This window comes from Streptomyces sp. NPDC093225, from assembly GCF_044753805.1.
Taxonomy (GTDB): domain Bacteria; phylum Actinomycetota; class Actinomycetes; order Streptomycetales; family Streptomycetaceae; genus Streptomyces.
The window spans coordinates 1-26,247 of the sequence record NZ_JBIVNX010000053.1 but is presented as its reverse complement, the minus strand read 5'-3'; the positions used below and the strand labels follow the sequence as shown (position 1 = coordinate 26,247).

21 protein-coding genes are annotated in these 26,247 nt (G+C 71.9%); 6 read left to right on the top strand and 15 right to left on the bottom strand.

The genetic code is table 11. The annotated features are described in order from the left end of the window. Nucleotides 1-93 precede the first annotated feature (93 nt). Nucleotides 94-405: a hypothetical protein gene (locus ACIQCH_RS32385; RefSeq protein ID WP_402586830.1), complete on the bottom strand. Its 312-nt coding sequence runs from the start codon at nucleotides 403-405 to the stop codon at nucleotides 94-96. 87 nt (nucleotides 406-492) lie between these two features. Next, nucleotides 493-1,440, bottom strand: coding sequence for a heme o synthase (locus tag ACIQCH_RS32380; RefSeq protein WP_402586828.1), 948 nt, complete (start codon nucleotides 1,438-1,440; stop codon nucleotides 493-495). Between the two features lie 319 nt (nucleotides 1,441-1,759). Here ACIQCH_RS32380 and tkt point away from each other — a divergent pair, with 319 nt between their 5' ends. Genes tkt through pgl form a run of 5 tightly spaced genes read left to right on the top strand, consistent with a single transcriptional unit; the run spans nucleotide 1,760 to nucleotide 8,450 of the window. Continuing rightward, on the top strand, nucleotides 1,760-3,847 hold the full coding sequence (gene tkt / locus ACIQCH_RS32375; protein WP_402586826.1) for a transketolase: 2,088 nt from the start codon (nucleotides 1,760-1,762) through the stop codon (nucleotides 3,845-3,847). 34 nt (nucleotides 3,848-3,881) lie between these two features. After that, the gene (tal, locus tag ACIQCH_RS32370; RefSeq protein WP_402586824.1) at nucleotides 3,882-5,000 is read left to right on the top strand and encodes a transaldolase; all 1,119 of its coding nucleotides are present in this window, start codon (nucleotides 3,882-3,884) and stop codon (nucleotides 4,998-5,000) included. A gap of 5 nt (nucleotides 5,001-5,005) precedes the next feature. Beyond that, entirely contained in the window at nucleotides 5,006-6,532 is a 1,527-nt protein-coding gene (gene zwf, locus ACIQCH_RS32365; protein WP_402586822.1) for a glucose-6-phosphate dehydrogenase, read from the top strand. Beyond that, nucleotides 6,529-7,671, top strand: a complete 1,143-nt coding sequence (gene opcA, locus ACIQCH_RS32360; RefSeq protein ID WP_402586820.1) for a glucose-6-phosphate dehydrogenase assembly protein OpcA — start codon at nucleotides 6,529-6,531, stop codon at nucleotides 7,669-7,671. Before zwf ends, opcA begins: the two co-directional genes overlap by 4 nt. After that, nucleotides 7,668-8,450, top strand: coding sequence for a 6-phosphogluconolactonase (gene pgl / locus ACIQCH_RS32355; RefSeq protein ID WP_402586818.1), 783 nt, complete (start codon nucleotides 7,668-7,670; stop codon nucleotides 8,448-8,450). The genes opcA and pgl overlap by 4 nt, the downstream gene beginning before the upstream one ends. Nucleotides 8,451-8,514: 64 nt before the next feature. Here pgl and pgi read toward each other — a convergent pair whose 3' ends face one another. From pgi to ACIQCH_RS32290, 13 genes are all read right to left on the bottom strand, one after another. After that, nucleotides 8,515-10,164 (bottom strand): glucose-6-phosphate isomerase, encoded by a 1,650-nt coding sequence (gene pgi / locus ACIQCH_RS32350; protein ID WP_402586816.1) that lies wholly within the window; start codon nucleotides 10,162-10,164, stop codon nucleotides 8,515-8,517. A gap of 143 nt (nucleotides 10,165-10,307) precedes the next feature. After that, a complete protein-coding gene (locus tag ACIQCH_RS32345; RefSeq protein WP_007263454.1) occupies nucleotides 10,308-10,643 on the bottom strand; it encodes an RNA polymerase-binding protein RbpA in 336 nt (111 codons plus the stop codon). A 111-nt stretch (nucleotides 10,644-10,754) separates the two neighbouring features. Further along, nucleotides 10,755-10,985, bottom strand: coding sequence for a preprotein translocase subunit SecG (secG, locus tag ACIQCH_RS32340; RefSeq protein ID WP_402586874.1), 231 nt, complete (start codon nucleotides 10,983-10,985; stop codon nucleotides 10,755-10,757). A gap of 168 nt (nucleotides 10,986-11,153) precedes the next feature. Further along, nucleotides 11,154-11,930: a triose-phosphate isomerase gene (gene tpiA / locus ACIQCH_RS32335; protein WP_402586814.1), complete on the bottom strand. Its 777-nt coding sequence runs from the start codon at nucleotides 11,928-11,930 to the stop codon at nucleotides 11,154-11,156. Between the two features lie 3 nt (nucleotides 11,931-11,933). Next, the gene (locus tag ACIQCH_RS32330) at nucleotides 11,934-13,145 is read right to left on the bottom strand and encodes a phosphoglycerate kinase (RefSeq protein ID WP_402586812.1); all 1,212 of its coding nucleotides are present in this window, start codon (nucleotides 13,143-13,145) and stop codon (nucleotides 11,934-11,936) included. 125 nt (nucleotides 13,146-13,270) lie between these two features. Next, nucleotides 13,271-14,275 (bottom strand): type I glyceraldehyde-3-phosphate dehydrogenase, encoded by a 1,005-nt coding sequence (gap, locus tag ACIQCH_RS32325; protein ID WP_402586810.1) that lies wholly within the window; start codon nucleotides 14,273-14,275, stop codon nucleotides 13,271-13,273. Between the two features lie 210 nt (nucleotides 14,276-14,485). Beyond that, the gene (locus ACIQCH_RS32320) at nucleotides 14,486-17,440 is read right to left on the bottom strand and encodes a M14 family zinc carboxypeptidase (RefSeq protein ID WP_402586808.1); all 2,955 of its coding nucleotides are present in this window, start codon (nucleotides 17,438-17,440) and stop codon (nucleotides 14,486-14,488) included. Between the two features lie 213 nt (nucleotides 17,441-17,653). Beyond that, nucleotides 17,654-18,643: a DNA-binding protein WhiA gene (gene whiA, locus ACIQCH_RS32315; protein ID WP_030197759.1), complete on the bottom strand. Its 990-nt coding sequence runs from the start codon at nucleotides 18,641-18,643 to the stop codon at nucleotides 17,654-17,656. After that, complete coding sequence (gene yvcK, locus ACIQCH_RS32310; protein ID WP_402586806.1) at nucleotides 18,634-19,695, bottom strand: uridine diphosphate-N-acetylglucosamine-binding protein YvcK; 1,062 nt, start codon at nucleotides 19,693-19,695, stop codon at nucleotides 18,634-18,636. The genes whiA and yvcK overlap by 10 nt, the downstream gene beginning before the upstream one ends. After that, nucleotides 19,692-20,627 (bottom strand): RNase adapter RapZ, encoded by a 936-nt coding sequence (gene rapZ / locus ACIQCH_RS32305; protein WP_402586804.1) that lies wholly within the window; start codon nucleotides 20,625-20,627, stop codon nucleotides 19,692-19,694. Before rapZ ends, yvcK begins: the two co-directional genes overlap by 4 nt. Continuing rightward, entirely contained in the window at nucleotides 20,624-22,672 is a 2,049-nt protein-coding gene (uvrC, locus tag ACIQCH_RS32300; protein WP_402586802.1) for an excinuclease ABC subunit UvrC, read from the bottom strand. The genes rapZ and uvrC overlap by 4 nt, the downstream gene beginning before the upstream one ends. A gap of 493 nt (nucleotides 22,673-23,165) precedes the next feature. Continuing rightward, a complete protein-coding gene (locus ACIQCH_RS32295) occupies nucleotides 23,166-24,143 on the bottom strand; it encodes a hypothetical protein (protein WP_402586872.1) in 978 nt (325 codons plus the stop codon). Nucleotides 24,144-24,148: 5 nt separating this feature from the next. Next, a complete protein-coding gene (locus ACIQCH_RS32290; protein WP_402586801.1) occupies nucleotides 24,149-24,796 on the bottom strand; it encodes a papain-like cysteine protease family protein in 648 nt (215 codons plus the stop codon). 255 nt (nucleotides 24,797-25,051) lie between these two features. On the opposite strand from ACIQCH_RS32290, the gene ACIQCH_RS32285 reads away from it, so the two are divergent. Further along, on the top strand, nucleotides 25,052-26,011 hold the full coding sequence (locus ACIQCH_RS32285; protein WP_402586799.1) for a hypothetical protein: 960 nt from the start codon (nucleotides 25,052-25,054) through the stop codon (nucleotides 26,009-26,011). Nucleotides 26,012-26,247: the final 236 nt, after the last annotated feature.

Below are 26,247 nucleotides of genomic sequence, written 5' to 3'. Positions count from 1 at the left end.
GCGCGACCGTACCGTCGTTCGAAGGGTCTCGGGCAGCGCCGCCGGGGCTCCGCGGCAGGGGTGCCGGAGGCCCGGGGCGGGGTGCCGGAGGGGTCAGGAAGGGCTGCCGAGCTGGATGCCGGCCATCCGCTTCCACTCGTACGGGCCGGTCTTCACCTTGGCGGCGAATTCGCCGTCGAAGTCCTCGTGCAGGGTCAGTCCGGCCTTCTCGGCGGCCAGCTGCGCGACGTCGTGGCTGGGGGCCACCAGGTCGCCCCAGCCGCCGTCCTCGCCGACGAGCACGATGCGGGTGCCCATCTGGCCGATGTAGGCGAGCTGCCCCTCGGCGCCGCCGTGCTGCTTGGAGAAGTCGCCGATCCGCTTCGCGAGCTTCGCCGCCGTGCGCTCCTGCTTGGTGTCTGCCATGACTCGATGCTACCGGCGGGTAATCACGGGAGGAAGGGGGCGCGGCGCGGGACGGAGGTCACACCGCCCGCGCCCGCGACCACGGCGTCAGCGCAGGAACGGGTCCACGGCCACGGCCACGAAGAGCAGCGACACGTAGGTGATGGACCAGTGGAAGAGGCGCATCTCCTTGAGCTTGCCGCCCGTCACACCGGACTTGGCGCGGGCCTGGAGGGCGTGCGCCTCCCACAGCCACCAGCCGCCGGCCGCCAGCGCCACGGCGGTGTAGAACCAGCCGGTGTAGCCGAGCGGGGTGAGCAGCAGCGAGACGGCGACCATCACCCAGCTGTAGACGACGATCTGGCGGGCCACCACCTGGTTCGAGGCGACGACCGGGAGCATCGGTACGCCCACCCGGGCGTAGTCCTCCTTCACCTTCATGGACAGCGGCCAGTAGTGCGGCGGCGTCCAGAAGAAGATGACGAGGAAGAGGATGACCGCGGCCCAGGACATCGAATTGGTGACCGAGGACCAGCCGATGAGCACCGGCATGCAGCCGGCGATGCCGCCCCAGACGATGTTCTGTGCGGTACGGCGCTTGAGGATCATCGTGTAGACGACGACGTAGAAGAGGAGCGCACCGAGCGACAGGGCGGCCGACAGCCAGTTGACGAGCAGGCCGAACCACAGGGTCGACACCACGGCCAGGACGAGGCCGAAGACCAGGCCCTCGCGCGGGCTGACCATGCCGGTCACCAGCGGCCGCTGCGACGTGCGGTCCATCAGCGCGTCGATGTCGCGGTCGATGTACATGTTGAGCGCGTTCGCACCGCCCGCCGACAGGTAACCGCCGAGGCAGGTCGCCAGAACCAGCCACAGTGAGGGCACGCCCTGCTCGGCCAGGAACATCACCGGCACTGTGGTGATCAGCAGAAGTTCGATGATCCGCGGCTTGGTCAAAGCCACGAAACCCATGGCCCGGGCCCCGAACGGCCGGTGACCGGGGCTCGTCCCGAGCACCCCCGCTGGACGGGATTCGACGGCCGTCACGCACACCCCTGACAGAGACTCCCAGCAAGCTTTCGGGCGTGAATGCCCCGTAAAGACTTGCGCGTACCACGCCACTGTAGACGTTGCCCATACGTGGCCCTGCGCGGGGGTCGGCTCGTGTTGGACCGACCGGATCACACGTACGGGTGTGATCTCGGGGGTGCGCCGACCCCGCGATCCGACCCGGACGGGCGGTGGGCACTCGAATAGCCGCACGCCCCGTCGACGGTAGGCTCGGAAACACAACCGGTGCGCGTTTGGCCACCGGGAGACCGGTGACCTTCGTCACCGGGATTCGACATGTGGAGAGGAGCCCTGACCCAGGGTGAGCACCAAGCCGACCACCACAGAGCTCGACTGGACCGAGTTGGACCAGCGGGCCGTTGACACCGCCCGCATCCTGGCCGCGGATGCCGTACAAAAGGTCGGCAACGGCCACCCGGGTACGGCGATGAGCCTGGCACCCGCCGCCTATCTCCTGTTCCAGAAGGTCATGCGCCACGACCCCGCCGACCCCGAGTGGGTCGGCCGCGACCGCTTCGTGCTGTCCGCGGGCCACTCCTCGCTGACCCTCTACACCCAGCTCTACCTGGCCGGCTTCGGTCTGGAGCTGGACGACCTGAAGTCGTTCCGCACCTGGGGCTCCAAGACCCCGGGCCACCCGGAGTACGGACACACCAAGGGCGTCGAGACCACCACCGGCCCGCTGGGCCAGGGTGTCGCCAACGCGGTGGGCATGGCCATGGCCGCCCGCTACGAGCGCGGCCTGTTCGACCCGGAGGCCGCCCCGGGCACCTCTCCCTTCGACCACATGGTCTACGCCATCGCCGGCGACGGCTGCCTCCAGGAGGGCATCTCCTCCGAGGCCTCCTCGCTGGCCGGCCACCAGAAGCTGGGCAACCTGGTCCTGCTCTGGGACGACAACCACATCTCCATCGAGGGCGACACCGAGACCGCGGTCTCCGAGGACACCCTCAAGCGCTACGAGGCCTACGGCTGGCACGTCCAGCGCGTCGCGCAGCAGGAGAACGGCGACCTCGACCCCAAGGCCCTGTACGCGGCCCTGGAGGCCGCCAAGGCCGAGACCGGGCGCCCGTCCTTCATCGCGGCCCGCTCGATCATCGCCTGGCCGGCCCCGCACGCCCAGAACACCGAGGCCGCCCACGGATCGGCGCTGGGCGACGACGAGGTCGCCGCCACCAAGCGCGTCCTGGGCTTCGACCCCGAGCAGACCTTCGAGGTCTCCGACGAGGTCATCTCGCACACCCGCAAGGCCCTCGACCGCGGCCGCGAGGTGCGCGCCGAGTGGGAGAAGGAGCTCGCCGCCTGGCGCACCGCCAACCCGGAGCGCGCCGCCGAGTTCGACCGCATCCAGGCCAACGAGCTGCCCGCGGGCTGGGAGGACAAGCTCCCGGTCTTCGAGCCCGGCACCGGTGTCGCCACCCGCGCCGCCTCCGGCAAGGTGCTCCAGGCGCTCGGCTCGGTCATCCCGGAGCTGTGGGGCGGCTCGGCCGACCTGGCCGGCTCCAACAACACCACCATCGACAAGAACTCCTCGTTCCTGCCGGAGGGCAACCCGCTGCCGGAGGCCGACCCGTACGGCCGCACCATCCACTTCGGCATCCGCGAGCACGCCATGGCCGCGGAGATGAACGGCATCGCGCTGCACGGCCACACCCGCATCTACGGCGGCACCTTCCTGGTGTTCTCCGACTACATGCGCAACGCCGTGCGTCTGTCCGCCCTGATGCACCTGCCGGTGACGTACGTGTGGACGCACGACTCCATCGGCCTGGGCGAGGACGGCCCGACCCACCAGCCGGTCGAGCACCTGGCCTCGCTGCGCGCCATCCCGGGCCTGGCCGTGGTCCGCCCGGCCGACGCCAACGAGACCGCCATCGCCTGGCGCGAGATCCTCAAGCGCCACACCAAGGTCTTCGGCAAGGGCACCCCGCACGGCCTGGCGCTCACCCGCCAGGGCGTGCCGACCTACGAGCGCAACGAGGACGCGGCCAAGGGCGGCTACGTGCTCTTCGACGCCGAAGGCGGCGACGCGCAGGTCGTGCTGATCGGCACCGGCTCCGAGGTCCAGCTGGCCGTGGCCGCCCGCGAGGCGCTGCAGGCCGAGGGCATCCCGGCCCGGGTCGTGTCGATGCCCTCCGTGGAGTGGTTCGAGGAGCAGGACCAGGAGTACAAGGACAGCGTCCTGCCGCCGTCGGTCAAGGCCCGCGTCGCGGTCGAGGCCGGCATCGGCCTGACCTGGCACCGCTACGTCGGCGACGCCGGCCGGATCGTGTCGCTGGAGCACTTCGGCGCCTCGGCCGACGCGAAGGTGCTGTTCCGCGAGTTCGGGTTCACCCCGGAGGCCGTGACCGCCGCCGCCAAGGAATCGATCGCCGCCGCCGCGCGCTGACGCAGGCACCGGCACCAGAGGAGATGCAATTCCCATGACAGACGCACTCAAGCGCCTCTCGGACGAGGGCGTGGCGATCTGGCTGGACGACCTGTCGCGCAAGCGCATCACGTCCGGCAACCTGGCCGAGCTCATCGACCAGAGCCACGTCGTCGGTGTGACGACCAACCCGTCGATCTTCCAGAAGGCGATCAGCAGCGGCGACGGCTACGAGCAGCAGCTGAAGGACCTGGCGGCCCGCAAGGTCACCGTCGACGAGGCCATTCGCATGATCACCACGGCGGACGTCCGCGACGCCGCCGACATCCTGCGCCCGGTCTACGACGCGACCGACGGCCAGGACGGCCGGGTCTCCATCGAGGTCGACCCCCGCCTGGCGCACAACACCGGCGCGACCGTCGCCGAGGCCAAGCAGCTGGCCTGGCTGGTGGACCGCCCGAACACGCTCATCAAGATCCCGGCGACCAAGGCCGGCCTGCCGGCGATCACCGAGGTCATCGGCCTCGGCATCAGCGTCAACGTGACGCTGATCTTCTCGCTGGAGCGCTACCGCGAGGTCATGGACGCGTACCTGGCGGGCCTGGAGAAGGCCAAGGAGCGCGGGCTGGACCTGTCGAAGATCCACTCGGTCGCCTCGTTCTTCGTCTCCCGCGTGGACTCCGAGATCGACAAGCGCCTGGACAAGGTCGGCACCGACGAGGCCAAGGCCCTCAAGGGCAAGGCGGCCCTCGCCAACGCCCGCCTGGCCTACCAGGCGTACGAGGAGGTCTTCTCCTCCGACCGCTGGGCCGCCCTGGACCGCGCCCACGCCAACAAGCAGCGCCCGCTGTGGGCCTCGACCGGCGTCAAGGACCCGGCGTACAAGGACACCCTGTACGTCGTGGACCTGGTCGCCCCGGGCACGGTCAACACCATGCCCGAGGCCACCCTGGAGGCCACGGCCGACCACGGCGAGGTCACCGGCGACACCGTCCGCGGCACCTACGACCAGGCCCGCGCCGAGCTCGACGCGGTCGCGGCCCTGGGCATCTCGTACGACGATGTTGTCCAGCTGCTCGAGGACGAGGGCGTCGAGAAGTTCGAGGCGTCCTGGAACGACCTGCTCAAGTCGACCGAGGCGGAGCTGAACAAGCTCGCCCCCACGGAGGCCTGAAAACCTTGTCTGTAAACGGAGCGAACCCGCTTCGTGACGCACAGGACCGGCGGCTCCCGCGGATCGCGGGGCCGTCCGGCCTGGTCATCTTCGGCGTTACGGGCGACCTCTCGCGCAAGAAGCTGATGCCCGCCGTCTACGACCTCGCGAACCGGGGTCTGCTGCCGCCGGGCTTCTCCCTGATCGGCTTCGCCCGCCGCGAGTGGGAGCACGAGGACTTCGCGCAGGTGGTGCACGACGCGGTCAAGGAGCACTCGCGGACGCCCTTCCGCGAGGAGGTCTGGCAGCAGCTGGTGCAGGGCTGCCGTTTCGTCCAGGGCGACTTCGACGACGACGCCGCGTTCGAGACGCTCGCGTCGACCATCGAGGAGCTCGACAAGGCCCAGGGCACGGGCGGCAACTTCGCCTTCTACCTGTCGGTCCCGCCGAAGTTCTTCCCGAAGGTGGTCCAGCAGCTCAAGGAGCACGGGCTCGCCCAGAAGGACGGCTCGTGGCGACGTGCCGTCATCGAGAAGCCGTTCGGCCACGACCTGGCCAGCGCACAGGAGCTCAACAAGATCGTCCACGAGGTCTTCCCCCGGGACGAGGTCTTCCGCATCGACCACTACCTCGGCAAGGAGACCGTCCAGAACATCCTGGCGCTCCGCTTCGCCAACACGATGTTCGAGCCGATCTGGAACCGGTCGTACGTCGACCACGTGCAGATCACCATGGCCGAGGACATCGGCATCGGCGGCCGCGCCGGGTACTACGACGGCATCGGCGCCGCCCGTGACGTCATCCAGAACCACCTGCTCCAGCTGCTCGCGCTGACCGCGATGGAGGAGCCCGGCTCCTTCCACCCCAAGGCGCTGGTGGCCGAGAAGCTGAAGGTCCTCAGCGCCGTCGAGGTGCCCGAGGACCTGGGCAAGCACACCGTGCGCGCCCAGTACACCTCCGCCTGGCAGGGCGGCGAGAAGGTCGTCGGCTACCTCGAAGAGGACGGGATCAACCCCGCGTCGAAGACCGACACCTACGCCGCCATCCGCCTGGAGATCAACAACCGCCGCTGGGCGGGCGTGCCGTTCTACCTGCGCACCGGCAAGCGGCTGGGCCGCCGCGTCACCGAGATCGCGGTGGTCTTCAAGCGCGCCCCGTACCTGCCGTTCGAATCCGGCGCGACCGAGGAGCTGGGGCAGAACGCCCTGGTCATCCGCGTGCAGCCGGACGAGGGCGTCACGGTGCGGTTCGGCTCCAAGGTGCCCGGCACCTCCATGGAGGTCCGGGACGTCACGATGGACTTCGCCTACGGCGAGTCCTTCACGGAGTCCAGCCCCGAGGCGTACGAGCGCCTGATCCTCGACGTCCTGCTCGGTGACGCGAACCTGTTCCCGCGCCACCAGGAGGTCGAGCTGTCCTGGAACATCCTCGACCCGATCGAGCAGTACTGGGACGCGCACGGCAAGCCGGCCACCTACCCGGCGGGCACGTGGGGTCCCGTCGAGGCCGACGAGATGCTCGCACGAGACGGACGGAGCTGGCGCCGGCCATGAAGATCGATCTCACGGAGACCACCTCCAGCAAGATCAACGCCGCGCTGGTGCAGGCGCGCCGGGACATCGGCACGCCTGCCATCGGCATGGTGCTCACCCTCGTCATCGTCACCGACGAGGAGAACGCCTACGACGCGCTGAAGTCCGCCAAGGACGCCTCCCACGAGCACCCCTCGCGGATCATCGTGGTCATCAAGCGCGCCACCCGCTCCCCCCGCAACCGCCGCGACACGCGGCTGGACGCGGAGCTGCGGGTGGGTGCCGACTCCGGCACCGGCGAGACGGTCGTCCTGCGCCTGCACGGGGAGCTGACGGGCCACGCCCAGTCGGTGGTCCTGCCGCTCCTGCTGCCGGACGCCCCCGTCGTGGTGTGGTGGCCCGACAGCGCGCCGTCGGACGTGGCCGGCGACCCGCTGGGCGCGCTCGCCCAGCGCCGCATCGTCGACACGTACGCCGCCGAGGACCCGTACGCGGAGCTGGCCGCCCGTGCCGGGACGTACGCCCCCGGTGACACGGACCTGTCGTGGACCCGGATCACCCCGTGGCGCTCGATGCTGGCGGCCGCGCTCGACCAGCAGACGGTCACCGTCACCGGTGCGACCGTCGAGGGCGAGGACGACAACCCCAGCTGCGAGCTGCTGGCCATGTGGCTGGCGGACCGTCTGGACGTCCCGGTGCGCCGGACCCGCTCGACGGGCCCGGGCCTGACCGCGGTGCGGCTGGAGAGCGCCGGCGGCACGATAGTCCTCGACCGGGCCGACGGCTCGCTGGCGACGCTGTGCATGCCGGGGCAGCCGGACCGCGCGGTGGCGCTCAAGCGCCGTGACACCGCCGAGCTGCTGGCCGAGGAGCTGCGGCGACTGGACCCGGACAACACCTTCGAGTCCTCGCTGAAGTTCGGCGTCGAGCGGCTGGAGGCGCAGGGCGCGGCGGCCGACCGCTCCGCGCAGGGCGCCGGGGCCGCGGACGCTCCGGCCGACGTGGCCGACACGGCCGACACGGCGGCGGGCGCGGTCGAGGCCGAGGCCACCGAGCCCGGTGGGACCGAGGCCGGTGGCGAGCCCGTTCCGGCCGGGAAGGCCGCCCCGAAGGCCGGGCCGTCGAAGAAGGCCCCGGCCAAGAAGGCGGTGGCCTCGTGAGCACCCCCCAGGTGGTCGTGCACCGTGACAAGGAGCTGATGGCCCAGGCCGCGGCCGCGCGCCTGATCACCAGGATCGTGGACGCCCAGGCCGCCCGCGGCTCCGCCTCCGTGGTCCTCACGGGCGGGCGCAACGGCAACGGCCTGCTGGCCGCCCTCGCCGCCGCCCCCGCCCGGGACGCGGTGGACTGGTCGCGGATCGACCTCTGGTGGGGCGACGAGCGGTACGTCCCGGCCGACGACCCGGAGCGCAACCACGTCCAGGCCCGCGAGGCGCTGCTGGACGCGGTCCCGGTCGACCCGGCCCGGGTGCACGCGATGCCCGCGCTGGACGGCCCGTACGGCGCGGACGTGGACGCGGCGGCCGCCGCGTACGCCGACGAGCTGGCCCGGGCGGCCCGCCCGGAGGACCACGGCCCGGTGCCGCGGTTCGACGTGCTGATGCTCGGCGTGGGGCCGGACACCCACGTGGCCTCGCTCTTCCCGGAGCTGCCGGGCGTGCGCGAGCAGGCCCGTACGGTCATCGGCGTGCACGGCGCGCCGAAGCCGCCGCCGACCCGCATCTCGCTGACCCTCCCGGCCATCCGGGCGGCCCGCGAGGTGTGGCTGCTGGCCGCGGGTGAGGACAAGGCCGGCGCGGTCGCCATCGCACTGGGCGGCGCGGGCGAGGTCCAGGCCCCGGCCGCGGGCGCCTACGGCCACGTGCGCACGCTGTGGCTGCTCGACCGGGCCGCGGCGGCGAAGCTCCCGCCGGCGCTGTATCCGCCGGCGTCGGCGTAGCCGCCGTACCGCGTACGACGAAGGGCCCCGCTCTCCTGCGAGAGCGGGGCCCTTCTCGATCCGGTCAGCTGCGGCCGCGCAGCTCGCGGTAGGTGGCGACCAGGGCCCGGGTGGAGGCGTCCAGACCGCCGACCTCCGCGTCACCGGTCAGCGCCGGCTCGATCCGCTTGGCCAGGACCTTGCCGAGCTCCACGCCCCACTGGTCGAAGGAGTCGATGTTCCAGACCGCGCCCTGGACGAACACCTTGTGCTCGTAGAGGGCGATCAGCTGGCCGAGCACGGACGGCGTCAGCGAGGACGCGAGGACCGTGGTCGTCGGGTGGTTGCCGCGGAAGGTCTTGTGCGGGACCAGCGGCTCGGCGACGCCCTCCGCCCGCACCTCCTCCGGGGTCTTGCCGAAGGCCAGCGCCTGCGTCTGGGCGAAGAAGTTGGCCATCAGCAGGTCGTGCTGGGCGGCCAGGGCCGGCGGCAGCACCCCGACCGGCTCGGCGAAGCCGATGAAGTCCGCCGGGATCACCTTCGTGCCCTGGTGGATCAACTGGTAGTAGGCGTGCTGGCCGTTGGTGCCGGGAGTGCCCCAGACCACCGGGCCGGTCTGCCACTCCACCGGGTTGCCGTCCCGGTCCACCGACTTGCCGTTGGACTCCATGTCCAACTGCTGCAGGTAGGCGGTGAACTTGGAGAGGTAGTGCGAGTACGGGAGCACCGCGTGCGACTGCGCGTCGAAGAAGCTGCCGTACCAGATGCCCAGCAGACCCATCAGCAGCGGCGCGTTCTGCTCCGCCGGCGCCGTCCTGAAGTGCTCGTCCACCAGCCGGAATCCGGCCAGCATCTCGCGGAAGCGGTCCGGGCCGATGGCGATCATCAGGGAGAGGCCGATGGCCGAGTCGTACGAGTAGCGGCCGCCGACCCAGTCCCAGAACTCGAACATGTTGGCCGTGTCGATGCCGAACGCGGCGACCTTCTCGGCGTTGGTGGAGAGCGCCACGAAGTGCTTGGCGACGGCCTCTTCGGCGCCGAGGCCCTCCAGCAGCCAGGTCCGGGCGGACGTGGCGTTGGTGACGGTCTCGATGGTCGTGAAGGTCTTGGACGCGACGATGAACAGCGTCTCGGCCGGGTCCAGGCCGTGCACGGCCTCGTAGAGGTCCGCACCGTCGACGTTGGAGACGAAACGGACCGTCAGGTCGCGGTCGGTGAAGGTGCGCAGCACCTCGTACGCCATCGCCGGACCGAGGTCGGATCCGCCGATGCCGATGTTGACGACGTTGCGGATGCGCCGGCCGGTGTGGCCCGTCCACTCCCCCGAGCGGACCCGCTCGGCGAAGGCCGCCATCTTGTCGAGCACCGCGTGGACGGCGGGGACGACGTTCTCCCCGTCGACCTCGACCACCGCGTCCACGGGCGCGCGCAGGGCGGTGTGCAGGACCGCCCGCCCCTCGGTGGTGTTGATCTTCTCGCCGCGGAACATCGCGTCCCGCAGTTCCGTCACGCCGGTCGCGGCGGCCAGATCGCGCAGCAGGCCCAGCGTCTCGTCGGTCACCAGGTGCTTCGAGTAGTCGATGTGCAGGTCGCCGACGCGCAGCGTGTACCCGGTGCCGCGGCCCGGGTCCGCGGCGAAGAGTTCCCTCAGGTGAGTGTCTGCGAACTGCTCCCGGTGCTTGGCCAGCGCGGCCCATTCGGGGATCCGGTTCAGCTTTGCCTTCGTCTCGGACATCAACCCACTTCTTCCGTCCTGTCGTGCCCCGCCACCCCCCAACCTAAAGGATCAGGACGCCCGTACCGGACACAAACGGGCCCGGCCCGCGGGAGAGGTGCCTCCCGCGGGCCGGGCCCGGAAGTCATGCGGTGTACCGCGGCTCAGATCTCGCCCCGCAGCTTGGCGAGCGCCTCCGCGAGGATGGCCTCGCCGTCGGCGTCCGTACGCCGCTCGCGCACGTACGCGAGGTGGGTCTTGTACGGCTCGGTCCGCGGCGGGGCCGGGGGGTTGTCCCGGTCCTGACCGGCCGGGAAGCCGCAACGCGGGCAGTCCCAGGTGTCCGGTACCTGCGCGTCGCTCGCGAAGCTCGGCTGCGTCTCGTGCCCGTTCGAGCACCAGAAGGAGATGCGCAGGCGCGGCGCGGACTCGCCGCGCTCGGCCTCACCCATCGGCCCCGCTCCGACCCGGCTTCCACGGATCGCGTTGCCACTTGCCACGGTCGTAACTCCCTGCGTAATGGTGCCGCGTTCGCGTCGTCATTGTCCGCCGCGGGCGCCCCAGTGTACGGAACTCCCAACGCGCGTCCAATGGCCGGAGTTACTTCTCGGTCAGCTGTCGAGCTTCAGCACCAGACCAAGTGCGACAATGCACGCGAACCAGCACGTGCCGACCACGATGGTGATGCGGTCCAGGTTGCGCTCCGCCACCGAGGAGCCGCCGACGGAGGACTGCATGCCGCCGCCGAACATGTCGGAGAGGCCGCCGCCCTTGCCCTTGTGCATCAGCACCAGCAGCATCAGCAGCAGGCTGAAGACGATCAGGGCGATCGAGAACCCCATAATCACGGCTGGATCCTACTTTCCTGGTAAATCGAGGCCTGGCTGCCGCCCTGAGTGGGGCGAGGCGGGGGCCAGTGGCTGCTGATTCAGCCCCCTGGCCCCCGCAAGAGTACGACGGATCCGCCCTACCGCCTACTCACCGCCGTGATCGCGGCGAGCGGCACGGGATCACTGGTCGCGGAACCGGACGATCTTCACGAACTCGTCCGCGTCCAGGGACGCTCCACCGACGAGGGCGCCGTCCACGTCGGGCTGGGCCATGATCGCGGCGATGTTGCCAGCCTTGACGGAGCCGCCGTACTGGATGCGGACCTTGTCGGCCACGTCCTGCGAGTACAGCTCGGCCAGGCGGCCGCGGATGGCCCCGCAGACCTCCTGGGCGTCCTCGGGGGTGGCGACCTCGCCGGTGCCGATGGCCCACACCGGCTCGTACGCGATCACGACGGTCTCGGCCTGGTCGGCCGGGACGTCCTTGAGGCCCCCGTCGACCTGCGCCAGCGTGTGCGCGACCTGGTTGCCCGCCTTGCGGACGTCCAGGCCCTCGCCGACGCACAGGATCGGGGTGATCCCGTGCGCGAAGGCGGCCTTGACCTTGGCGTTGCACAGCTCGTCGGACTCGCCGTGGTACTGGCGGCGCTCGCTGTGGCCGACGGCCACGTACGTGCACTTCAGCTTCGACAGCATGAGGCCGGAGATCTCGCCGGTGTAGGCGCCGGACTCCTGCGCCGAGATGTCCTGGGCGCCGTACTTGATCTTCAGCTTGTCGCCGTCGACCAGGGTCTGGACGGAGCGCAGGTCGGTGAAGGGCGGGAGCACCGCCACCTCGACCGCGTCGTAGTCCTTGTCGGCGAGGGCGAAGGCGAGCTTCTGGACGTGGGCGATGGCCTCGAGGTGGTTGAGGTTCATCTTCCAGTTGCCCGCCATCAGCGGGGTACGAGAGGTCACGGGTCAGCCTTCCAGTGCTGCGATGCCGGGGAGGGACTTGCCCTCGAGGTACTCCAGGCTGGCGCCGCCGCCCGTGGAGATGTGCCCGAAGGCGTTCTCGTCGAAGCCGAGCAGGCGCACGGCCGCGGCCGAGTCGCCGCCGCCGACGACGGTGAAGGCCTCGCTGTCGACCAGGGCCTGCGCGACGGCGCGCGTGCCGTTCGCGTAGTCGGGGTGCTCGAAGACGCCCACCGGGCCGTTCCAGAAGACGGTCGCGGCATCGGCGATCTTCGACGCGTACAGCTCGCGCGTCTTGGGGCCGATGTCCAGGCCCTCCTTGTCGGCGGGGATCTTGTCCGCGTCGACGGTCTCGAAGTCGGCCGGGGTCTTGCCCTTGAGGTCGGGGAACTCCGTGGAGACGAGGACGTCGACCGGGAGGACCAGCTCGACGCCGGTCGCCTCGGCCCGCTCCATGTATTCGGTGACCTTCTCCACCTGGTCCTTCTGGAGCAGGGAGATGCCGACCTCGTAGCCCTTGGCGTACAGGAAGGTGTACGCCATGCCGCCGCCGATGAGGATGCGGTCGGCCTTGCCGAGCAGCTCGTCGATGACGGCGAGCTTGTCGGAGACCTTGGCGCCGCCGAGGACGACCACGTAGGGGCGCTCGACCTCGGCGGTGAGCTTCTTGAGGACGCCGACCTCGGTGGCGATGAGGGAGCCGGCCGCGTGCGGCAGGCGGGCCGGGAGGTCGAACACCGAGGCGTGCTTGCGGTGCACCGCGCCGAAACCGTCGCCGACGTAGACGTCGGCGAGCTCGGCGAGCTGGTCGGCGAAGGCGCCGCGCTCGGCGTCGTCCTTGCTGGTCTCTCCGGGGTTGAAGCGGAGGTTCTCGATGACGGCGACCTGGCCGTCGGCGAGGGCGGCGACGGTCTCCTTGGCGGAGGAGCCGACGGTGTCGGTGGCGAACGCGACGTCCTGGCCCAGCAGTTCGCCCAGGCGGCGGGCGGCCGGGGCGAGGGAGAAGGCCGGGTCCGGGGCGCCCTTGGGGCGGCCCAGGTGGGAGGCCACGACCACGCGGGCGCCGGCCTCGGCGAGCTTCGCGATGGTCGGCTGGACGGCGCGGATGCGGCCGTCGTCCGTGATCTCGGTGCCGGCGAGCGGCACGTTGAGGTCGGCGCGGACGAAGACCCGCTTGCCGGAGACGCCCTCGGCGAGAAGTTCGTCGATCGTCTTCATGCTGTTTATGACTCCTTTGGCGCCCGTGCGGGGCGAAGAACGACAGGAAAACTACAGGGTCCGAGCGGCGCCTCGTCGCGCCACCCGGACCCTGTGCTTCACATCGTGGTGTTCCTAGCCCTGGCTCAGAGCTGGCCGCCGACGAAGACCGTCAGGTCCACGAGGCGGTTGGAGTAGCCCCACTCGTTGTCGTACCAGCCGACGACCTTGACCTGCTTGCCCTGGACCATGGTCAGGGAGGAGTCGAAGGTGCAGGAGGCCGGCCAGTTCACGATGTCGGAGGAGACGATCGCGTCCTCGGTGTAGTCGAGCACGCCCTTCAGCTGGCCCTCGGCGGCCTTCTGGAAGGCCGCGTTGATCTCGTCCTTGGTGACCTCGCGGTCGAGCTCGAGGACGAGGTCGGTGACCGAACCGGTCGGGACCGGGACGCGCATCGCGATGCCGTCGAGCTTGCCCTTGAGCTGCGGCAGGACCAGGGCGGTGGCCTTCGCGGCACCCGTCGAGGTCGGGATGATGTTCTCGGCGGCGGCGCGGGCGCGGCGCAGGTCCTTGTGCGGGAAGTCGAGGATGCGCTGGTCGTTGGTGTAGGCGTGGACCGTGGTCATCATGCCCTTGACGATGCCGAAGTTCTCGTCGAGGACCTTGGCCATCGGCGCCACGCAGTTCGTGGTGCAGGAGGCGTTGGAGATGACGTGGTGGTTGGCCGCGTCGTACTTGTCCTGGTTGACGCCCATCACGATGGTGATGTCCTCGTCGCTGGCCGGGGCCGAGATGAGGACCTTCTTCGCGCCCGCGGCCAGGTGCTTGGCGGCGTCGGCCTTCTTCGTGAAGATGCCGGTCGACTCGATGACGATGTCCGCGCCCAGCTCGCCCCAGGGCAGGTTGGCCGGGTCCCGCTCGGCCATCGTCTTGAAGGTGTGACCGTTGACCGTGATGCTGTCGTCGGTGTGGCTGACCTCGCCCTTGAGGCGGCCCAGGATGGTGTCGTACTTCAGCAGGTGGACCAGAGTGGCGTTGTCCGTCAGGTCGTTGACACCGACGATCTCGATGTCCGCCCCCTGCTCCAGCATGGCCCGGAAGTAGTTACGGCCGATACGGCCAAAACCATTGATACCTACGCGGATCGTCACGAACCGATCTCCTCGTATGTGCGCCGGCCTGTCCACCGGCGAGCTTTATTTGGGATGTCCCCGACCGCTTCCGACCCTACCTCTCCGTGAGCCCTGGAGTGACATCGACGACGCTCCCGGATCGCCCCGAGTACGTGCCGAAACCCCCGCGGACCCGCGCCGGAGGCTCCGGCGCGGGCCGACGGGGACCCGAGGGCCCGTCACTCAGAGTCAGCGGTGGAGCGAGCGCAGAGCCGTACCGATGAGTACCGATCGGGCTCGCGCGTTCTGGAGGTGTTCCAGGCCGAAGCCGAGGAGCACCGTGTCACGGGTAGTGACCGAGGCGTAGGACTTGAACAGCTCGCCGGTCCGGGACCACGTGCCCGGAACCGAGGGGCTGCCGGCGGGTGCGCCCTGCGCGGTCCACGCCCCCAGGGAGCTCTCGAAGCCCTCGTCCTCGCGCTGCGCGCCCTTGACGACGAGGCGGGCCTCGTCGGCGAAGAGCCCGCGGCCGCCGCTGCCGCCGTCACTGACGTACGACAGCGCCAGCTCGACCTTCTTGCCCGCGTACGGGCTGAGGTCGAAGCCCACCTGCTTCCAACCCCCGGAGGAGCCGCTGAAGCTGTTCCACGCGCCGCTGGAGCCGGTGGCGGTGCAGCCGCCCGCCCCCAGGGTCAGGTAGTGGGCGAGGAACGGGTGGTCGTGGATGAAGAAGCCCTGCCCGCAGTCGGCGGGGACGTCCTTCTTGGTCAGCCCGGACGCCTCGGGAAGCGTGGTCCAGTCCTGGGCGCCGGTGGTGTGCGCCTCCAGCACGGCGTGGTCGTAGCCCGGCTCGGTGTCCCAGTTGAGGGCGAGCCTGAGCTGCGGCTGGTCGGCGGCGGCGACCCCGGTGAGGTCGACCGTGCGGACCAGGCGCCGCCAGACGTCGTCGTCGTGGACGGTCGACGCCATGCCGGAGCCCTTGTAGGGCGCGTACGGGTTCACGACCCCGGCGTACGAGCCGGCCTTCGCGCTGCGGAACTGCGGGAACCGGTCCGCCGGCAGGCTGTCGGAGGTGACCGTGAAGGCCCCGGCCCGGTCCAGCGGGTCGCCGGCGGCGGCGCCGAGCGGGCCGCGGGCGCCGAGCAGGGCGCCGGTGCCGGTGAAGCCGGTGGGACCGGCGGCGTCGGCGCGGCCGTAGGCGCCGAGGTAGTACTGGCTGAAGTCGTCGGTGACGGTGCGGCCCGCCTGGGTGTCGCCACCGGCCTTCGGGCCGGCCTCGACCAGCCGGCCGCCCTCGTTGAGGAAGTCCCGCAGCGCCATCTGCACGGCCCCGGCGGGCGCCTGGCCGGCCGTGTAGTGGACCGCGGCGCGGTAGTGGGACAGCACGCCCAGCGGGTGCGGCACGCCCTGCGCGGCGACGTCCCAGACGGTCGCCGAGCGGCCGCCGGCGCGCAGCGCGTCGACGTACTTGGCCGCCTGCTTGGCCTTGGCGCCCTCCTCGGCGATCACGAGGACGTCGGCGCGGGGCTGCCGGGCCACCGTGTAGCGGAAGCCCTTGCCGGTCACCTTGGTGCCGGCGGCGGTGCGGCCGGTGAACCAGACCTCGACCTCGTCACCGGGGCGGGCGCCCTCGACGGCGGCGCGGTACTGGTCGAAGCGGATGTTGTCGTCGCCTCCGTAGCGCTCGCCGCCCTTCCATGGGGCGAGCGCCTTGGTGTGCGTACGACCGCCGTTGACGCGGTAGTGGAGCGTCTTGGCGCGCAGCGACTTGCGCGCGGTGACGGCGACCTGCTGGGCGCCGCCGCGGGCGTACGAGACGGTGAACGGGTCCGCCGTGAAGGGGGCCGCGGTCCGCCCGACCACCGACACAGGCCGGTCGGGGTGGGCGGCGGTCTCGGCGACGGAGAGCGCGAACGGGACGTTCTTGGCGAACTCGCCCTGGATCAGCTTCTCGTCGTCCGGGAAGTTGAAGCCGGAGCGGCAGTCCTGCGCCTTCCAGCGGTCGTTCGGGTCGATGTCCGAGGCGGTCTGGCAGGTCGTCATCTCCGGGGTGAACATCATCATCCCGTTGACGTTGCCGGCCTGGCCGTCGGCCTCGCCGTTGGTCGTGTACAGCTCCGAGGAGACCTGCGGGTAGTAGCCGGGTACGGCCGGCTTCTCCGGCGTTCCGGCGAGCGCCTTGTAGAGCACGTCGTCCGGCGTGGGGGTGGCGACCTGCCAGCCCACGCCGTAGAGCAGCAGCTCGGCGGCCGAGTGGTAGTTGATGCCGAACTCGAAGCCGATGCGCTTCTCGAAGCGGTCGAGGGCGACGGTCTCGGGCTCGGAGGACGCCCGGGGGCCGCGGTAGGTCTCGCTGAAGGGGTTCGGGGAGGAACCCTCGTCGTCGTAGCCCCACTTGTAGGAGAAGTTCCGGTTGAGGTCGACGCCGTCGGCGGCGGTGATCTTCCCGTCGCCGTTGTTGTCGTGCAGGTTCTTGCGCCAGAGCCGCTCGCCGTCCTTGGCGTGCGTGTAGTCGTACCCGTCCGGGTTGGCGGAGAGCACGAACCACAGCTCGGTGGAGTCGACGATGGCCTTGACCCGCTTGTTCCGGCCGTAGTTGTCGAGGTAGTAGTGCAGCAGCCGCCGGGTCATCTCCGGGGTGATCCACTCGCGGGCGTGCTGGTTCGACATGTACAGCACGGCGGGCTTGGCGCCGTCCTTGGTCCGCCGGGCGTTCTTGGTGACCTTGACGGCGAGGATGTCCTTGCCCCGGACGGTCTTGCCGATGGAGACGACCTTGGCCAGACCCGGGTGGTCGCGGCCGGTCCGGACGATCTCCTCCTTGAGCCCGCCCCTGCCGCTGTACGGACGGAACACCCCGTCGCCGGCGGTGGTGCGGGCGGCGCTCGGCGCGGACCGGCGCTCGGCGAGCCGGACGCCCTGGGCGCGCAGCTCGCGGGCCTGGGATCCGGTGAGGAAGAGCTCGACGCGGGTGGTGCCGTGCGCCGGGGCACGCTCCCCGAGCTCGTGTGCGTCCTGGCCGGCCCTGAGGACCAGCGGGACCTGTGCGCGGGTGATGTCGGCCTCGTAGACCCTCACCTCGTCGGCCGCGGCGGCGGTGCCGTCGGCCGTCGTGCCCGGCTGCGCCATGGCGGCGGGTACGGCTGCCATGGAACCGAGGATCAGCGCGCCGGTGGCGAGGATCGAGCTCGCTCTGCGCCTCATGCGCCCCCCTGCTGTCGTCGATCGGAAACGATCGGAAAGAGCATGTCGATCAGTTGGACATGCGGACGCAAGGCTTTCGGTGCCACGTGGCCATGTCAATAAGGCGTCCCGCTGTCCCAAGTGCCGTACGAGCGGGGGCCGCAGGGCCGGCCGCCCTTCGAACGCAGCGAGGAAGGGACCCCGCGGGCGGGGTCCCTTCCTCGCTGTCCGGGGTCAGCCGGCCAGGTTGTCGGCCATCTCCTCGGTCAGGTTGGACTCCGTGCCGGGGATGCCGAGGTCCTGCGCGCGCTTGTCGGCCATGGCCAGCAGGCGGCGGATCCGGCCGGCCACGGCGTCCTTGGTCAGCGGCGGGTCGGCCAGCGCGCCCAGCTCCTCCAGCGAGGCCTGCTTGTGCTCCATGCGCAGCCGGCCGGCGGCGGCGAGGTGCTCGGGCACCTCCTCGCCGAGGATCTCCAGCGCGCGCTGGACGCGGGCGCCGGCGGCCACGGCCGCGCGGGCCGAGCGGCGCAGGTTGGCGTCGTCGAAGTTGGCCAGCCGGTTGGCCGTGGCGCGGACCTCGCGGCGCATCCGCCGCTCCTCCCACGCCAGCACCGACTCGTGCGCGCCGAGCCGGGTCAGCAGGGCGCCGATCGCGTCGCCGTCGCGCACCACGACGCGGTCCACCCCGCGCACCTCGCGGGCCTTGGCCGCGATGGAGAGCCGGCGGGCGGCGCCGACCAGGGCCAGGGCCGCCTCGGGGCCCGGGCAGGTCACCTCCAGGGAGGAGGAGCGGCCGGGCTCGGTCAGCGAGCCGTGGGCGAGGAACGCGCCCCGCCAGGCGGCCTCGGCGTCGCAGGTGGCGCCGGAGACCACCTGCGGGGGCAGCCCGCGGATCGGGCGACCGCGGCCGTCGACCAGGCCGGTCTGGCGGGCCAGCTGGTCACCGCCGGCGACCACGCGGACCACGAAGCGGGAGCCGCGCCGCAGCCCGCCCGGGGCCATGACGATCAGCTCGGAGCTGTGCCCGAAGATCTCCAGGATGTCCTTCTTCAGCCGCCGCGCGGCGAAGCTGGTGTCGAGCTCGGCCTCGATCACGATGCGGCCGCTCACCAGGTGCAGCCCGCCCGCGAACCGGAGAATGGCCGAGACCTCCGCCTTCCTGCAGCAGGTGCGGGTGACGGGGAGACGGGAGATCTCGTCCTTCACCGCCGGCGTCATCGCCATGGGCCGATCCTTCCATGCATCCGGAAAATACGGTCGTACGCGGCCGCCAGCCGCTCCGGGTCGTGCTTCGGAGAGCCGTCGGTCCTGGCCACCGGCGCCAGCTCGACCGAGGCCCCGAACCGTTTGGCGGCGTCGGCGAGGGACTCGCGGTCGGGCACGGCGGCCTGGTCGGCCAGCACCACGTCCAGGGCGAGTTTAGGGGCGTGTCGGGCCAAAACCTCCAAATGACGCTGCGGAGAGAACCCATCCGTTTCCCCGGGCTGCGGAGCCAGGTTCAGCGACAGCACCCGCCGGGCCTTGGTCTCGGTCAGGGCGTCCAGCAGATCCGGCACCAGCAGGTGCGGAATGACCGACGAGAACCACGAGCCGGGGCCCAGCACCACCCAGTCGGCGTCGAGCACCGCCTCGACCGCCTCCGGCACGGCCGGCGGATCGGACGGGACCAGGTGCACCTCCTGCACCTCGCCGGGGGTCAGGGCCACGGTGGCCTGCCCCCGCACGGTGTCCACGTCGTGCGGCCGGGCCGGGTCGTGGCCCTTGACCAGCGCCTGGAGCTCCAGCGGCACCGCCGACATGGGCAGCACCCGGCCCTGGGCGCCGAGCAGCCGGCCGACCAGGTCGAGGGCGCTGACGTGGTCGCCGAGCTGCTCCCACAGGGCCACGATCAGCAGGTTCCCGACCGCGTGCCCGTGCATCTCGCCCTGGCTGGCGAAGCGGTGCTGGATGACCCGGGCCCAGGTCTGGCCCCACTCGTCGTCGCCGCACAGCGCGGCCAGCGCCTTGCGCAGGTCGCCCGGCGGCAGGACGCCTAGCTCCTCGCGGAGCCGGCCGCTGGAGCCGCCGTCGTCGGCGACGGTGACCACCGCGGTCAGGTCGCCGGTGATCCGGCGCAGCGCGGCCAGCGAGGCGGACAGGCCCATGCCGCCGCCCAGCGCGACGACCTTGGGCTGGGCCCCGCGCCTGCGGCGGCGGGCCGGGCCGGAGACCGCGGACTCGCCACGGCTCGGCCCGAGCCCGCCCAGGCGGCGGAGCCGGAGGGTGCGGCCGGTCACTCGCGCCCCATGTCCCGGTGGACGACGACGGTCTCGACTCCCTCGGAGGAGAGGCGGGCGGCGAGCTTCTCCGACATGGCCACGCTGCGGTGCTTGCCGCCCGTGCAGCCCACGGCGATGGTCACGTACCGCTTGCCCTCGCGGCGGTAGCCGGTGGCGATGAGCTGGAGGAGCTCCGCGTACCGGTCGAGGAACTCCTTGGCGCCGGGCTGGTTGAAGACGTAGCCCGACACCTCCTCGTTCAGGCCCGTGAAGGGGCGCAGCTCGGGGACCCAGTGCGGGTTGGGCAGGAAGCGGCAGTCGACCACCAGGTCGGCGTCGACGGGGAGGCCGTACTTGTAGCCGAAGGACATCACGGTGGCCCGCAGCTCGGGCTCGTCGTCGCCCGCGAACTGGGCGTCCATCTTCGCGCGCAGCTCGTGCACGTTCAGGCTGGAGGTGTCGATCACCAGGTCGGCGTCGCCGCGCAGCTCGCGCAGCAGGTCGCGCTCGGCGGCGATGCCGTCGACGATGCGGCCGTCGCCCTGGAGCGGGTGCGGGCGGCGCACCGACTCGAAGCGGCGGACCAGCGCCTCGTCGGAGGACTCCAGGAAGACGACCCGGTGGGTCACGCCCCGGCCGTCGAGGTCGGCGAGGGATTCGCGCAGGTTGTCGAAGAAGCGGCGGCCGCGCACGTCGACGACGACGGCGATCCGCGCGACGTTGCCCTGCGAGCGGGCGCCCAGCTCCACCATGGTGGGGATCAGGGCGGGCGGCAGGTTGTCCACGACGAACCAGCCGAGGTCCTCCAGGCACTTCGCGGCCGTGCTGCGGCCCGCGCCGGACATGCCGGAGATGATCACCAGCTCGGGGATGGCCGCCTCGGCGGCCTCGCCGGCCTCCACGCTCGTGCCCGTACTCACCTGTGCTCCGTCTCGGTCGTGCTCGGTCATTGCTCTGTCCCCCGAAGGTCGGTCGAGGTCCCCGCGGGCGCGGGGGTCTCGTCCTCAATGATCTCTCCTGTCGCGGTGTTCACGGCAGGACCGGCGGGGGCCGCCTGGGCGAGGGCCGCGGCCACCGTCTCGGCCGTCTTGCGGCCTATGCCGGGGACCTCGCAGATCTGGTCGATTGTCGCCTGCCGGAGCCGCTTCACCGAACCGAAGTGTTTGACCAACGCCTGCTTGCGGGTCTCGCCCAGGCCGGGCACGGCGTCCAGCGGGCTCGACTTCAGGCGCTTGCCGCGCTTGGATCGCTGGTACTGGATGGCGAACCGGTGGGCTTCGTCACGTACCCGCTGGAGGAGGTAGAGCCCCTCGCTGGTGCGGGGCAGCACGACCGGGTCGTCCTCGCCGGGCAGCCAGACCTCCTCCAGCCGCTTGGCCAGGCCGCACACGGCCACGTCGTCCACGCCGAGCTCGGCCAGGGCCCGCTGGGCGGCCGCGACCTGCGGCTGCCCGCCGTCGACCACGACCAGCTGGGGCGGGTAGGCGAAGCGCTTGGGCCGCCCGTCGTCGGCCGGCAGCGGCTCGTCGCCGTCCTCGGCCTCCTCGGCGGTCCACTCGCCGGTCTTCATCTTCTCCTGGAGGTAGCGGCGGAAGCGGCGCGAGACCACCTCGTGCATGGACCGGACGTCGTCCTGGCCCTCGCCGTGCCAGACCTGCGTGTCCCCGACCCGGCCCTTGACCTGGAAGCGCCGGTACTCGCCCTTGCGGGGCAGGCCGTCCTCGAAGACGACCATGGAGGCCACCACGTCCTGGCCCTGGAGGTGGGAGATGTCGAAGCACTCGATGCGCAGCGGGGCGCTGTCGAGGCCGAGCGCCTCGGCGATCTCCTCCAGGGCGCGCGAGCGGGTGGTCAGGTCGCTGGCCCGCTTGGTCTTGTGCAGGGCGAGGGCCTGCTGGGCGTTCCGCCGGACCGTCTCCATCAGGTCCTTCTTGTCGCCGCGCTGCGGGATGCGCAGGGAGACCTGGGAACCGCGGTGCTCGCCCAGCCACTGGGCGACGGCGGCGGTGTCCTCGGGCAGCGCCGGGACCAGCACCTCCTTGGGCACGCTCTCCCCGCTCTCCTCCCCGTACAGCTGCTGGATCGCGTGCTCGACGAGGCCGGCGGTGTCGACGGCCTCGACCTTGTCGGTGACCCAGCCGCGCTGGCCGCGCACCCGGCCGCCGCGCACGTGGAAGATCTGCACGGCGGCCTCCAGCTCGTCCTCGGCCACCGCGATCAGGTCCGCGTCGGTGGCGTCGGCGAGCACGACGGCGTTCTTCTCCATGGCGCGCCGCAGCGCCCCTATGTCGTCGCGCAGCCGGGCGGCCCGCTCGTACTCCATCTCCTCGGCCGCCGCGTGCATCTCCTTCTCCAGGCGGGAGAGGTACGCGCCGGTCCGGCCGGCCATGAAGTCGCAGAACTCCTCGGCGAGTTCGCGGTGCTCCTCCGGGCTGACGCGGCCGACGCACGGGGCCGAGCACTTGCCGATGTAGCCGAGCAGGCAGGGCCGCCCGATCTGGGCGGAGCGCTTGAACACGCCCGCGGAGCAGGTCCGTACGGGGAACACGCGGAGCATCAGGTCCACGGTCTCGCGGATGGCCCAGGCGTGCGCGTACGGGCCGAAGTAGCGCACGCCCTTCTTCTTGGGCCCGCGCATGACCTGGACGCGGGGGTACTGCTCGTTCATGGTCACGGCCAGGGACGGGTAGCTCTTGTCGTCCCGGTACTTGACGTTGAAGCGGGGGTCGTACTCCTTGATCCAGGAGTACTCGAGCTGGAGCGCCTCCACCTCGGTCGAGACCACGGTCCACTCGACGGAGGCGGCGGTGGTCACCATGGTGGCGGTCCGGGGGTGCAGGCCGGCCACGTCCTGGAAGTAGTTGGCCAGCCGCTGGCGCAGGCTCTTGGCCTTCCCGACGTAGATCACCCGGCGGTGCTCGTCGCGGAACCGGTAGACGCCCGGGGAATCGGGGATCTCTCCCGGCGCGGGGCGGTAGCTGGAGGGGTCGGCCATGCCCTCCACCCTACTGGCGGGCACCGACAACGGACCCCGTTGCCCACCCCTGCCGCGCCGCGCCCGCGCCCCTTTCACACGGCCCGCACGGACCCCCCTCGGGTCGCCCCCGGGCGGGGTCACCGGGCGGGGTGGTTCCAGCCCCGCCGGCGTGTGAGGCGCGGGGTCCGGGGCGGGGCCCCGGGAGGGGGTGGCGTGCAGCGCGGGGAGCGGAGCCCCGGGCCGGCGGCCGTGGTCGCACGCCACGGTTTCGGGAAGGGGCGGGGAGGGGCATCGCCCCGCGGGGCCCACCGGACCGCACGGAGGCGGCCCCGCACCGGTGGGGCGGTGCGGGGCCGTGAGGAGGAGGCCGGACCAGGACGGCCCGCCCCCACGACCGGCACCGAAGGGCGGTACCGGCCGCAAGGACGCCCGGGAGGTCAGCCCCGGACGCAGGCACCGGCACCGCGGCGGTGAGCCGCGACCCGGTGCCGACCATGGGTCGCCCGGGCCGTCAGGCCCGGACGCGCGCGCCGGGGCCGGAGGTCCGGCGCCGGGACACCAGGACCGCGCCGGCCACGAGGGCACCCCCGACGCCGGCGAGAGCCGCACCGGCAGCCAGGCCGCCCCCGTCGGCGTCCGACGGTCCGGGACCGGCGGCGGTCACGGCGGCGGTCTCGGCGGCGGTCTCGGCGCGGGCACCACTCCCCGCAGCCGGACCCGCACCCGCGGCGGGCGCCGGCCCGCCGAGGGGGGCGCCGGGGGCGTAGCCGCCGGCCATGCCGGACTTCGCGTAGGCGGACCCCGGCAGCTTGTCGCCGTACGCCGCCCGCACCCGCGCCCGGTAGCCGGCCAGCGAGGTCCCGCCGGCCCCGATCGCCCGCACCGCGTCGTGGTCGAGGGGCAGCACCTTCGTGCCCTTGACCACGTACCACGCGTCGATCTGCGGCTCCCGGAAGACCGTCCCGCCGGGCAGGGCGCGGGCGCCCTGGGCGGCGTACCGGAACTCGTCGTCGCCGGTGGCGATGTTCACCACCTGCCAGCTCCCGCCCAGCGGCGCGGACCACAGCGACGCGGACTGCCCGTCGGAGGAGACGGCCTTGGTGGCCATGAACTCCACGCGGGCCACCGGCGCCCCGGCCCGCCCGGCCACGAAGTCGGGCGAGAGGTAGTGGACGGCGAGGGTGTCGGCCTCGACCCGCGGCCGGGCGGCGGCCACGGAGACCCTGCCCTCGCGGGCGAAGAAGCGGGAGAGGGTGTCGAGCGTCCCGGCCGAAGCCGCCGCCCGGTGTGCGGCGGCGAGGTTCCCGGCGGTCACGGCCGGCGGCTGCGGCTGCTGCTGGGACGGGGCCGACACCCCGGACTGCGAAGGCGACTGCGGTGCGGGCCGCGCCGGGGAGCCGGGCCCGGCGGCCGCGGCCTGCGGGGCCAGGCCCAGGAGCAGGGCGGTGAGGGCGCCTGCCACGGTGGTGGCGTTGCGGCGGAGGGTCATGGCGCTCACGCCCCGATCCGGTAGAGCGAGTGGGTCCAGGAGAACGAGGAGTTGTTCACGTACCAGGCGTGCGAGGCCCAGTTGTAGCGGTAGCTGGAGGGCCACGGATCGCCCCAGTACACCCAGCTGTTGTTGGTGTCGTAGCCGTAGACGACCTGCATGTGGCCGCCGCCGTTGGACCACTGGATGCGGGTCTCGATCGGGCGGTTGTAGTCGATCTCGGTCTGCACGGTGGTGTAGCCCAGCCAGCCGTTCACGTACGAGCCGGTCCTGATGCCGGCCCAGGAGAGGGCGTTCTGCACGTTGCCCAGCGAGGCCTGCCAGTTGGGGCAGTCGTAGCCCTGCTGCCGGTTGAAGGCGGCGTTGCAGAACTGGTTCTGCGAATAGTTCCGGCCGAACCAGGTGGCGATGGTGTTGCCGCTGGCGGCCCAGCACCAGTTGTCCTTCTGCTGGGCCTGCATGGTGATGTTCAGCCGCCTGGTGGCGGCGAACGCCCGCGCCGACGGGGCGTTCGCCGCCGAGGGGGCGGCCGCCGCGGTGTGCCCGCCGTGCGGACCGGTGGCCGCCGTGGCGGAGGCGGTACCGGTGGGCAGGGCGAGCAGCACTGCGGTGACGAGGGCGGCGAGGGAACGCCGCCCGTTCTTCTTGCGCATCGCGGTCCTCCCGAGGAGGGATCCCCCTGTGGGGCCAGGGGGATCGTGGGGATTGGAGGAGCGCGTCCGGACGCTTGTGGAGGAGCATCGGAGGTTGTCGGGATTCGGTCAACACGCTTCAATGCGGCGTGACATTGCAGTGTGAACGGTGAGACTGCGGTGTGAACGCCCCATGCCCCGTCACCTGGGCTTCGGGGCGCCACCGGTGGGATCCCCCGCCCCACCGCGCGTGAACGTTCACATCGAGGAGTAGCCATGCCCCGGCCTCACACCCCGGGAGGCGGTACCGCCGCAGCAGCCGAGAGCCAGCTCGCGCAGCTGCTGCACGCAGGCCCCTTCCACCTCGCGCTGCGCACCGCGCTCGCCGCCCGCGGACTGCCGCTGCAACGCGTGCAGCACCGGCTCGCGGCCCGCGGCATCAAGGTCGGGGTGACCAGCCTGAGTTACTGGCAGCAGGGCGCCCGGCGCCCGCAGCGCGCCGAGTCCCTGAAGGCCGTGGGGGCGCTCGAGCAGATACTGGAACTGCCCGTCGGCTCGCTCACCCGGCTGCTGCTGCCGGCCGTCGCGCGCGGCGAGCCCGGCGGACCGACCGCCCGCCCCTACCGGACGCTCCTGACCGCGGGCGAGGCCGTCGAACAACTGCTGGCCGAGCTGGAGTCACCGGCGGACGGCGGACTGCACACGGTCGGGCACCACGAGCGCGTGCGCATCGGTGCGGGCCGCGAACTGCGCGGCCGCGACTCCCAGCAGGTGGTACGGGCGCACCGCGACGGCATCGACCGCTACCTGGCCATCCACCACGGCGACCCGGGCTGCGACGCCGCGCTCGTGGAGGTGCGGGCGCACGAGAACTGCCGCACCGGGCGGGTGCGCCGGCACCCCGGGACCGGGGTGATCGTGGCGGAGCTGCTGTTCGACGCGCGGCTGCGCCCGGGCGACACGTACGTCTTCGGGTACGGCTTCGAGGACGGCACCGGCGGGCCCTGCGGCGAGTACCTGCGCGGCTTCGGCTACGCGGGCGGGCACTACCTGCTCCAGGTCCGCTTCGACGACGCGGCCCTACCGGTGCGCTGCCGGCGGTTCAGCCAGGCGTCGGCGACCTCGCCGCGCGGCGAGGTCGCCGACCTGACCCCGAACGGTCGGCACCGGGCCGTGCACCTGGTCGAACCGGCGGTGCGGCGGGGGATCCTGGGGATTGCTTGGGATTGGGAGTGAGTTGGGGGGCTGCGCTGGGGGGCGCGGGGGGACTGTGCTGGGGGGCGCGGGGGCTCGCGTTGGGGGCTGCCGGGGGGCGCCTGCTGGGGCTCGCGCGGGCGAGCCGTCACCCTGTGGTGTGTGGGTCCCCCGGCGCTTGAGCCGGTATGGCCTGCAGGCCCTGCGGCAGGCCCACCCCTGGGGCTTCGGGGCCTTCGGCCCTGGCCTACGGCCACCCCAGGCCCGGGCCTGCCTCC

Coding starts and splice junctions, on each gene's coding strand:
- ACIQCH_RS32385 (WP_402586830.1), bottom strand. CDS start 405: ATGGCAGACACCAAGCAGGAGCGCACGGCGGCGAAGCTCGCGAAGCGG.
- tal (WP_402586824.1), top strand. CDS start 3,882: ATGACAGACGCACTCAAGCGCCTCTCGGACGAGGGCGTGGCGATCTGG.
- opcA (WP_402586820.1), top strand. CDS start 6,529: ATGAAGATCGATCTCACGGAGACCACCTCCAGCAAGATCAACGCCGCG.
- pgi (WP_402586816.1), bottom strand. CDS start 10,164: ATGTCCGAGACGAAGGCAAAGCTGAACCGGATCCCCGAATGGGCCGCG.
- secG (WP_402586874.1), bottom strand. CDS start 10,985: ATGGGGTTCTCGATCGCCCTGATCGTCTTCAGCCTGCTGCTGATGCTG.
- ACIQCH_RS32330 (WP_402586812.1), bottom strand. CDS start 13,145: ATGAAGACGATCGACGAACTTCTCGCCGAGGGCGTCTCCGGCAAGCGG.
- ACIQCH_RS32320 (WP_402586808.1), bottom strand. CDS start 17,440: ATGAGGCGCAGAGCGAGCTCGATCCTCGCCACCGGCGCGCTGATCCTC.
- whiA (WP_030197759.1), bottom strand. CDS start 18,643: ATGGCGATGACGCCGGCGGTGAAGGACGAGATCTCCCGTCTCCCCGTC.
- rapZ (WP_402586804.1), bottom strand. CDS start 20,627: ATGACCGAGCACGACCGAGACGGAGCACAGGTGAGTACGGGCACGAGC.
- uvrC (WP_402586802.1), bottom strand. CDS start 22,672: ATGGCCGACCCCTCCAGCTACCGCCCCGCGCCGGGAGAGATCCCCGAT.
- ACIQCH_RS32295 (WP_402586872.1), bottom strand. CDS start 24,143: ATGACCCTCCGCCGCAACGCCACCACCGTGGCAGGCGCCCTCACCGCC.
- ACIQCH_RS32290 (WP_402586801.1), bottom strand. CDS start 24,796: ATGCGCAAGAAGAACGGGCGGCGTTCCCTCGCCGCCCTCGTCACCGCA.
- ACIQCH_RS32285 (WP_402586799.1), top strand. CDS start 25,052: ATGCCCCGGCCTCACACCCCGGGAGGCGGTACCGCCGCAGCAGCCGAG.